Origin of the sequence: Streptomyces sp. NPDC127098 (assembly GCF_042722465.1) — a bacterium.
Classification (GTDB): domain Bacteria; phylum Actinomycetota; class Actinomycetes; order Streptomycetales; family Streptomycetaceae; genus Streptomyces; species Streptomyces millisiae.
The window spans coordinates 1-7,545 of record NZ_JBHXFJ010000126.1; the positions used below are offsets into that span (position 1 = coordinate 1).

The following is a 7,545-nucleotide window of genomic DNA, read 5'->3' on the forward strand; positions in this document are numbered from 1 at the left end:
CGCCCGCCCCGCACAACCCGCGCTGACCCCGGCAGGGTCAGCGCTTGACGGCGAGGCCGCACACGGCGTCCACCGGCTGCTCGTCCTCGAAGACGGGGTGCTCGGGGCGCCAGCGTTCGATGGTGACGACACCTGGTTCGAGAAGGGTCAGGCCGTCGAAGAAGGCGGTGACCTCCTCGGGACCACGCAACGTGTAGTCGCCGGCCAGGCGGGCGTTGTAGTTGGTGGTGGCCTCGTTGAGCGTCGCGTTGGTGTTGGTGCCGTCGCTGATGGCCAGGTAGCTCCCCGCGGGCAGCGGGGCCAGCAGGCGCCGCACGATGTCGGCGGGCCCGTCCTCGTCGGGGATGTGTCCGAGGATGCCGAGCATGGTGACGGCGACGGGCCGGGAGAAGTCCAGGACCTCGGCGGCCCGCTCCAGGATCGTGTCCGGGGAGCGCACGTCCGCGTCGATGTACGCGGTCCGGCCCGCCGGGGTGCTGGTGAGCAGCGCGCGGGCGTGGGCGAGCACCAGCGGGTCGTTGTCGACGTACACGATCCTGGACTCGGGGGCCACGCGCTGCGCCACCTCGTGGGTGTTGTCCACCGTCGGCAGCCCGGTGCCCAGGTCGAGGAACTGCCGTATGCCCGCCTCCCCGGCGAGGAAGCGGACGGCTCTGGAGAGGAACATCCGCTGGTACTGCGCGGTGCGCACGATGCCCGGGTACACGCGGGTGATCTGCTCGCCCGCGTCCTTGTCCGTCGCGTACCAGTCCTTGCCGCCCAGCCAGAAGTTCCACACCCGGGCCGAGTGCGCCTTCGAGGTGTCGATCTCCATCCGCTTCCTCCGCTCGCCGTGCCATGGTGTCGGCTGAAGCCTAGTCACCTGTCCTTGGCGAGCCGGCCGGGCGGTCGGGGGTGACCGCCCGGCCGGCGGAGCCGTACCGCGGAGCCGTGCGGCGGCGTGGTGGCCGTCAGGCCGGCGTCGCGTCCTGGTCGCGGGTCCAGACGCGGTGTTCGGCGATGACGTCGGCCAGCGTGGCGGTGACGGCGTCGAGGTCGGCGCCGTCCGCGGCGGTGACCACGCCGTGGTCGTCGACGACGCCGTCGCCGTCGGCGGACAGCCGCAGTCCCGGGAGGTTCAGGGCGCCCAGCAGGCTGATCCCGCTGCCGACCGCCGCGATGCCCTTGCCGTGCTTGAAGGCCTCGGCCACGTAGTGCAGGGCGAGTCCGTCGCCGGCCAGGGTGCGCGCGCTGTCGGGGCCGCCCGGCACGCAGACCGCGTCGTACATCGTGGAGGCCATGGTGGACATCGCCCGGTCCACCGTGACGGTGCCGCCGTCCGTGGTGCGCAGTTCGCCGGCGTGCGGGGCGAGCACCTCGGGCACCGCGCCGCCGCGCGCCATCGCCTCGCGCAGGGCGAGCACGTCGCCGCCGGCCACGCCGTCGGCGGCCAGGATGGCGATCCGGCGGGTGGCGATGGACGCCTCGTCGCCGGCGGCCTCGGCCACGCCGGCCACGGGGTTGGCCAGCGAGAGCGCGGGCGACGAGCGGCCGTGGTTGGGGATGGCGGCCTGGTCGGGTGCCGGCAGGCCGAGGCCCTCGGCGACGCCGCGCGCGAGGTCGTTGTCGACGTGGTTGAGCTGCTCGACGGCGCGTTCCCTGATCTCCCGCCTGGTCACCTTGCCGAGTTCGAACCGGTAGGCGGCGACGATGTGTTCCTTCTCCCAGTCGGCCATCGAGTTCCAGAAGAGGGTGGCCTGGCTGTAGTGGTCGGAGAAGCTGGGGCTGCGCCTGCGGATCTTGGCGCCGTCGACGCGCTCCTGGTAGTGCACGTAGGCGCCGGCGTCCGGGGAGGCGAGCACGGGGCAGCCGCCGCTGATCGAGTTGGGCGCGTAGCTGGTGCGGTCGGGGTGGATGCGGTGCTGGCCGTAGCCGTCGCGCTGGTTGTTGCGGACGGTGGCGACCGGGCGGTTGACCGGCAGCTGCTCGAAGTTGGGCCCGCCGAGCCGGATCAACTGGGTGTCCAGGTAGGAGAAGTTGCGGCCCTGGAGCAGTGGGTCGTTGGTGAAGTCGATGCCGGGCACGACGTGCGCGGTGTGGAAGGCGACCTGCTCGGTCTCGGCGAAGAAGTTGTCCGGGTTGCGGTCGAGCACCATGCGGCCGATGGGCCGAACCGGGACGAGTTCCTCGGGGATGATCTTGGTGGCGTCGAGCAGGTCGAAGTCGAAGGCGAACTCGTCGTCCTCCGAGACCAGTTGGACGCCGAGCTCGTACTCCGGGAAGTCGCCGCGCTCGATGGCGTCCCACAGGTCGCGGCGGTTGTAGTCCGGGTCCTGGCCGGCGAGCTTCTGGCACTCGTCCCAGACCAGGCAGTGGGTGCCGAGCAGAGGCTTCCAGTGGAACTTGACGAAGGTGCCGCGCCCCTCGGCGTTGACGAAGCGGAAGGTGTGCACGCCGAAGCCCTGCATCATGCGGTAGCTGCGCGGCAGCGCCCGGTCGGACATCAGCCACATCAGCATGTGGGTGGACTCGGGTTGGAGCGAGACGAAGTCCCAGAAGGTGTCGTGCGCCGACTGGGCCTGCGGGATCTCGTTGTGCGGCTCGGGCTTCACCGCGTGCACGAAGTCGGGGAACTTGATGGCGTCCTGGATGAAGAACACCGGCATGTTGTTGCCGACCAGGTCGTAGTTGCCCTCGCGGGTGTAGAACTTGGTGGCGAAGCCCCGCACGTCGCGCACCGTGTCGGCGGAGCCGCGGGAGCCGGCGACGGTGGAGAAGCGGACGAAGACCGGGGTGCTGCGGTTCGGGTCCTGGAGGAAGTCGGCCCTGGTGTACTCGGCCAACGAGGCGTAGGGCCGGAAGTGGCCGTAGGCGCCGGCTCCCCTGGCGTGCACCACCCGCTCGGGGATGCGCTCGTGGTCGAAGTGGGTGATCTTCTCCCGGAAGTGGAAGTCCTCCAGCAGGGTCGGGCCGCGCTCGCCCACGCGGAGCGAGTTGTCGGTGTCGTCCACCCGGGTGCCGAAGTTGGTGGTCAGCGGGCCGTCCTCGCCGCGGTCGCGCAGCGGCTCCAGTTGCTCCTGCTTCTCCGGCACGGCGTCGTCGGCGCGGTCTGGCATCTGCCCTCCTGGACGGTCGTCTGCGGCCTGTGACGGCCGTCCGGTACCCACGACCATCCGGATCTACCCTGCTATCTCAGGATGAGTGCCACAAATCGGCCAGGGCGTTCGCGGGATCGCGGGCGGTGGCGAGCAGCACCCGGCGGCGCAGCGCCTCGCGCCGGCCGGGACCGAGCGCCCACGCCAGCCAGTGGTCGAGCGCGGTCCTGTCGAGGTGTTCCGCCGACAGCAGCGCCGGCCAGTCGCACGCCCTGGCCTGCGCCGTGACCTTGGCGCCGCCGGCCACCGGGTCGACGGCGATGGGCGGGACACCGACCCGCAGGCCGAGCACCAGGCCGTGCAGCCGGTCGGTGACGACGGCGTCGAGGCGTTCCAGGGCGGAGAGCAGCTGCCCCGGGCTGCGGCAGAGCCGCCCGTCCGCCGCGTCGAGCCGGGTCTCGAGCACCACGGGCGCGACCCGGCTGTCGGCCAGCCAGGCGGTCACGGTCCGCGCGACCTCCGTGTGGCGGCGGCGACCGCGGTACTCGTGCTGGCCCTCGGTGAGGAGCAGCCCCACCACCGGTTCGCGCCGCACCCTGGGCGCCCGCAGCGCCAGGTCGAGCGCGGGCGCGAGGCCGGCGCCGTCCCTGGCGAGCACGGCGTGGAAGCCGGCGGCGGCCGGGTCGGCGGGGTCGAGGACGGAGGTGCCGACGGCGACCCGTCGGCAGTGCGCGAAGCGGCGGTGCAGCTCGGCGATGTCGGGGCCGTGCAGCGGGCCGCAGACGAAGACCAGCCGGTCGTAGTCGGCCGGGTCGACGTCGTCGAGGGTGGGCCCGCCCGGCTCGAAGCGCGGGCTCCAGGCCACGTCGTGCGGAACGCCGCGGGCGACGAGCAGCGCGCGCACCCGTTCGAGGGCCAGCACGTCGCCGGCCGTGATCTCTCCGTCCAGGAAGCTGAACCAGCCCGTCAGCAGCGTCCGCCCGTCGTCGCCCGTCACCGCCGCCGGGTCCCCACGGCCGGCGGGCGCCAAACGCCCGCGGCCATGCCGTGTCAGGTGCCGGTCGCGTGGTACTCGGGCGCAAAGGCAGACCGCGCGGAAGGAGGCACGCCGTGTCCTATGGAGAGTTCGTCGCGACCGTGAGGGACCGCGGCGAGTACCCGAACGACGAGGCGGAACGGGTGGTGGAGGCCGTCCTCAGCACCCTGGGCGAGCGTCTTCCTCCGCACTCCTCCTCGCACCTGGGCGACCAGTTGCCGGCCGAGCTGGCGCTGATCCTGGACAACGCGGCCGACGGCTCGGGGCGGAGCTGGGGCGTCGAGGAGTTCGTGGCCCACGTCGCCGAGAACGCGGACGAGGACGAGGAGACCGCGGAGACCGACACCCGGGTGGTCTTCTCGGCGATCTCGGACCAGGTCAGCGGCGGCGAGATGAACAAGCTGCTGAGCCAGCTGCCGTCCGGCTACGCCGAGCTGTTCGGCTACTCGGAGCTGACCTGACGCCCGGGGCCCCGGACCGGACGACCGACGACGGGAGGTGTGCCCGATGAAGGCCGCGGTGTGGCACGGCAAGCGTGACGTCCGGGTGGAGGAGGTCCCCGACCCGGTGATCAGGGAGCCCACGGACGCGGTGATCAGGGTCACCTCGTCCGGCCTGTGCGGCTCCGACCTCCATCTGTACGAGGTGCTCGCGCCGTTCATGACCCCGGGCGACGTCCTGGGCCACGAGCCGATGGGCGTGGTCGAGGAGACCGGCCCCGAGGTGGCGTCGCCGCGGCCAGGCGACCGGGTGGTGGTGCCGTTCCAGATCTCCTGCGGCGCGTGCCTGATGTGCCGGCAGGGGCTCCAGACGCAGTGCGAGACCACCCAGGTCGCCAGCCAGGGCTCGGGCGCCGCGATCTTCGGCTACACGCGCCTCTACGGCTCGGTGCCGGGGGCGCAGGCCGAGTACCTGCGGGTGCCGCAGGCGCACTACGGGCCGATCCCGGTGCCGCCCGAGGTGCCGGACGACCGGTACCTCTACCTGTCCGACGTGCTGCCCACCGCCTGGCAGGCCGTGGAGTACGCGGACGTGCCGCCCGGGGGCAGCCTGGTCGTGCTCGGCCTCGGCCCGATCGGCGACATGTGCTGCCGGATCGCGGCCCACCGGGGCGTCGGGCACGTGATCGGGATCGACCTGGTGACCGAGCGGCTGGCCCGTGCCATGTCACGCGGGGTGGAGGCCCTCGACCTGACCGCGCACGACGACATCGTCCGCGCCGTCCGCGACCGCACCGGCGGGCGCGGTCCCGACGCCGTGATCGACGCGGTGGGCATGGAGGCGCACGGCTCCACGCCGAGCAGGATGTTGCAGAACCTGACCACCCTGCTGCCCGACCGGCTGGCCGAGCAGGTGGCGGGCACGGCGGGCGTGGACCGGCTGGCCGCGTTCAACCTGGCCGTGGACATGGTGCGCCGGGGCGGCACCGTCTCGGTGAGCGGCGTCTACGGCGGGATGGCCGATCCGCTGCCGATGATGCGGCTGTTCGACAAGCAGATCCAGTTGCGGATGGGGCAGGCCAACGTGCGGCGCTGGGTGCCGGAGATCCTGCCGCTGCTGGGTGACGACGACCCGCTGGGCGTCGACGACTTCGCCACCCATCGGCTGCCGCTCGACCGGGTTCCCGAGGCGTACGAGATGTTCCAGCGGAAGGACGCGACGAAGGTCGTCTTCAAGCCCTGAGCCCGACGGCGACGTCCGGCGGGGCCCGCCCGGTGTGAGGAACCACACGGGGCGGGCCTTTCCCTTGCGGCACAAGGGATGCGTGGCACCCGCCGGGGTCGGGGACGATCTTGGTCTTCCCGGCCGGATACCGGTCTGTCATGGTGGTCAGCGCTGATCGGCGGGACGCCGTCGCCCCGCCAGCGTTCTCTCACCCGCCTGCTGCCAGGCCCTGGTATCCGCATGTCTCTTCTCGCCCCCGCGCGCCTGAGGCGCCGTGCCGCCGCCGACCGCGCGCGATCGGACCGCAACCCGTGGCGTTCGCTCCGCTACCCCAGCATGCGCTGGTGGTCGGTGGCCAACCTGGTGTCCAACGCGGGCACCTGGATGCAGCTGACCGTCCAGAACCTGCTGGTGCTCCAGGTCACCGGATCGGCCGCGATGACCGGTCTCTCGCTGGCCGTGCAGGCCGGCCCCGGCCTGCTGCTCGGCCTGTTCGGCGGCGCCGTCGTCGACGCCTGGCCCCGCAAGCTGACCGCGGCCGTCAGCCAGGCCGCGCTGGGCGCGGTGGCCGTCGTCACCGCAGGTCTGGTCGCCTTCGACCTGCTGAACGTGCCGACGCTGCTGCTGCTCGCCGCGGTCACCGGCGTGATCGCCACGGTGGACGGGCCGGCGTGCGCCCTGCTCGGCAACGACCTGGTGTACACGCGCGACGTGCCCTCGGCGATCGCCCTGGGCTCGGCGGTGCACAGCGTGGGCCGGCTGGCCGGCACGGCGCTCGCCGGCGTCGCCGTGGTACTCTTCGGCACCTCGGCGGCCTTCCTGGCCAACGGCCTGTCCTTCGCGTTCGTCGCCGCCGTCATCCCGTTCCTGCGGCTGGTCGACCGGGGACGCGACCCGGACGCCGCTCCCCCACCGGCCGCGCCCGAGCCCGCCGAGCCCACGGCCGCCGGCGTTCGGGGCGCGGTCCTGGCGGGCACGAGCCCCCGGGAGGGCCTGAGCTTCTTCCTACGGCGGCCGCGCCTCGTGGCGCTGGCCGCCATCACCGGCCTGTCCGCCGTCTTCGGCCGGAACTACACGCTGACGCTCGCGGTGCTGGTCACCGGGCCGCTGGCGGCCGGCGCCGGTTCGTTCGGCACCGTCTCCACGGCGCTCGCGGTCGGCGGCATCGTGGGGGCCCTGGTGGCCGGTGTCCTGCAGCGACCCTCGGTGCGGCTGGTCGCGGCGATGGCCGGGATCGGCGCCCTGCTCCAGGTCGCCGCGGGCCTCGCGCCCTCGCTGGCGCTGCTGATCCTGCTGGTGATCCCGATGGCCATGGTGGAGTCCGTCTCGGACACGGCCGGCACCACGGTCCTGCAGACCGACCCGCCGGCCCATATGCGCGGCCGGGTGCTCGGCGTGTGGCGGAGTCTGAGCACCGGCTGGGGCCTGGTGGGGCCGCCCGCGATGGGCCTGCTGATGGAGCTGGCCGGTGCGAGGGCGGCGCTGGTGCTCGGTGGCGTGCTGATCGCCGGCGCGTCGGCGGCCGGACTGCTGGTCCACGGCCGCCGGGCCAGGACCCCGGCGGCAGTCCCGGCCGTGGCGCCGGCCCCCGGTCCGGTCGCCGCGGTGGCACCCGCGGCCTGACCCGGGACGCGGTTCATGCCGTGTGGTGGGCCCCCCCGCCCCCGGGGCCCGGGGGGCGGCCCCCCCCCCCGCCGGGCCCCCGCCGGCGGGGGGGGACTGGGCGGGGGGGGCGGCGCGGGGGGGCCCGGGGGGGGGGGGCGGGCCCGG

Annotated in this window: 6 protein-coding genes; 3 read left to right on the forward strand and 3 right to left on the reverse strand. The window is 73.6% G+C overall.

The genetic code is table 11. The annotated features are described in order from the left end of the window. Nucleotides 1-37 precede the first annotated feature (37 nt). The 3 genes from ACFWI8_RS35835 to ACFWI8_RS35845 form a co-directional block, all read right to left on the reverse strand. Nucleotides 38-814 (reverse strand): SAM-dependent methyltransferase, encoded by a 777-nt coding sequence (locus tag ACFWI8_RS35835; protein ID WP_387100326.1) that lies wholly within the window; start codon nucleotides 812-814, stop codon nucleotides 38-40. 136 nt (nucleotides 815-950) lie between these two features. Then, nucleotides 951-3,095 (reverse strand): catalase, encoded by a 2,145-nt coding sequence (locus ACFWI8_RS35840; protein ID WP_387100329.1) that lies wholly within the window; start codon nucleotides 3,093-3,095, stop codon nucleotides 951-953. Between the two features lie 76 nt (nucleotides 3,096-3,171). Next, the gene (locus ACFWI8_RS35845) at nucleotides 3,172-4,071 is read right to left on the reverse strand and encodes a polysaccharide pyruvyl transferase family protein (protein WP_387100332.1); all 900 of its coding nucleotides are present in this window, start codon (nucleotides 4,069-4,071) and stop codon (nucleotides 3,172-3,174) included. 113 nt (nucleotides 4,072-4,184) lie between these two features. Here ACFWI8_RS35845 and ACFWI8_RS35850 point away from each other — a divergent pair, with 113 nt between their 5' ends. The 3 genes from ACFWI8_RS35850 (at nucleotide 4,185) to ACFWI8_RS35860 (ending at nucleotide 7,398) form a co-directional block, all read left to right on the forward strand. Beyond that, nucleotides 4,185-4,571, forward strand: coding sequence for a DUF2267 domain-containing protein (locus tag ACFWI8_RS35850; RefSeq protein ID WP_311595725.1), 387 nt, complete (start codon nucleotides 4,185-4,187; stop codon nucleotides 4,569-4,571). Nucleotides 4,572-4,617: 46 nt separating this feature from the next. Further along, nucleotides 4,618-5,793 (forward strand): zinc-dependent alcohol dehydrogenase, encoded by a 1,176-nt coding sequence (locus ACFWI8_RS35855; protein WP_387100336.1) that lies wholly within the window; start codon nucleotides 4,618-4,620, stop codon nucleotides 5,791-5,793. 222 nt (nucleotides 5,794-6,015) lie between these two features. Further along, nucleotides 6,016-7,398, forward strand: a complete 1,383-nt coding sequence (locus ACFWI8_RS35860; RefSeq protein ID WP_387100339.1) for an MFS transporter — start codon at nucleotides 6,016-6,018, stop codon at nucleotides 7,396-7,398. Nucleotides 7,399-7,545: the final 147 nt, after the last annotated feature.

Excerpts from the sequence above, each read along its gene's own strand:
- ACFWI8_RS35835 (WP_387100326.1), bottom strand. The coding sequence starts at position 814 with ATGGAGATCGACACCTCGAAGGCGCACTCGGCCCGGGTGTGGAACTTC.
- ACFWI8_RS35860 (WP_387100339.1), top strand. The coding sequence starts at position 6,016 with ATGTCTCTTCTCGCCCCCGCGCGCCTGAGGCGCCGTGCCGCCGCCGAC.
- ACFWI8_RS35855 (WP_387100336.1), top strand. The coding sequence starts at position 4,618 with ATGAAGGCCGCGGTGTGGCACGGCAAGCGTGACGTCCGGGTGGAGGAG.
- ACFWI8_RS35840 (WP_387100329.1), bottom strand. The coding sequence starts at position 3,095 with ATGCCAGACCGCGCCGACGACGCCGTGCCGGAGAAGCAGGAGCAACTG.